The organism is Shewanella sp. MBTL60-007 (assembly GCF_019654915.1).
GTDB lineage: Bacteria > Pseudomonadota > Gammaproteobacteria > Enterobacterales > Shewanellaceae > Shewanella.
This window is the reverse complement of record NZ_BPET01000144.1, coordinates 1-1,209: the sequence shown is the minus strand read 5'-3', so window position 1 is coordinate 1,209 and position 1,209 is coordinate 1. Positions and strand designations below refer to the sequence as shown.

The following is a 1,209-nucleotide window of genomic DNA, read 5'->3' as shown; positions in this document are numbered from 1 at the left end:
ACTTCGTCAATAATGGCGGTACCTTACCAGCAGTGGATCTCACCGTCTCTGACGGTAGCCTCACAGGCCAAGACAGTGATACGCCTGCCGTGACCCCAACTAATGATGCGCCGACCATCGATGTCGTAGCCAACGATTTTGTTGAGAACAGTGCCAGCGAAGGTGACGTTGCTGCCACCTACACCACCCACGATGAAGATGGCGATGCGCTCACGGTCGACTTCACGCCCGGCACCAATGACAACGGCTACTACGCTATCGTAAATGGCCAAGTGGTCTTGACCCAAGCCGGTGCGGACTTCGTCAATAATGGCGGTACCTTACCAGCAGTGGATCTCACCGTCTCTGACGGTAGCCTCACAGGCCAAGACAGTGATACGCCTGCCGTGACCCCAACTAATGATGCGCCGACCATCGATGTCGTGGCCAACGACTTCGTTGAGAACAGTGCCGGCGAAGGTGACGTTGCTGCCACCTACACCACCCACGATGAAGATGGCGATGCGCTCACGGTCGACTTCACGCCGGGCACCAATAACAACGGCTACTACGCTATCGTAAATGGCCAAGTGGTCTTGACCCAAGCCGGTGCGGACTTCGTCAATAATGGCGGTACCTTACCAGCAGTGGATCTCACCGTCTCTGACAGTAGCCTCACAGGCCAAGACAGTGATACGCCTGCCGTGACGCCAACCAATGACGCCCCTGTTGCCCTAGATGATCACTTTAATGTCAATGAAGGTGCACTCATCAGTGGCAACCTCATCGCCGATAATGGCAATGGCGCAGACAGTGATCCTGAAAATGATCCGCTGAGTATCACCCACGTTAATGGCGCCGAACTGGTCTTTGACCAAGACGGTTGGAGTCAGACACTCACCGTTGAAGGTGGCACCGTGCGTGTGAAAGCTGACGGCACCTTTGAATACACCCACGATGGCAGCGATCCAACTCAAACTGATCCGAGTTTCACCTACACCTTAAGCGATGGCAACTTGTCTGACGTTGGTGAAGTGACCTTTGAGGTAGGTGCAGTTGATGATACCCCCCCAAATGCGCCGACGGTATTGATTGTTGATGATGGTAACCCAGGCGATGGCCTGCTCACCCAAGCTGAAATTGGTGCTGATGACGTACAGCTGCAAGTCACTATCGATGGTACTGACTTTGAAGCTGGCGGCTATGTCACGCTTACCATTAACGGTGGCG

1 protein-coding gene is annotated in these 1,209 nt (G+C 54.3%); it reads left to right on the top strand.

Annotation, left to right across the window (positions count from 1 at the left end):
- The coding region (locus K5Q92_RS23720; RefSeq protein WP_259649691.1) for an Ig-like domain-containing protein at window positions 1-1,209 on the top strand (1,209 nt) is incomplete at both ends.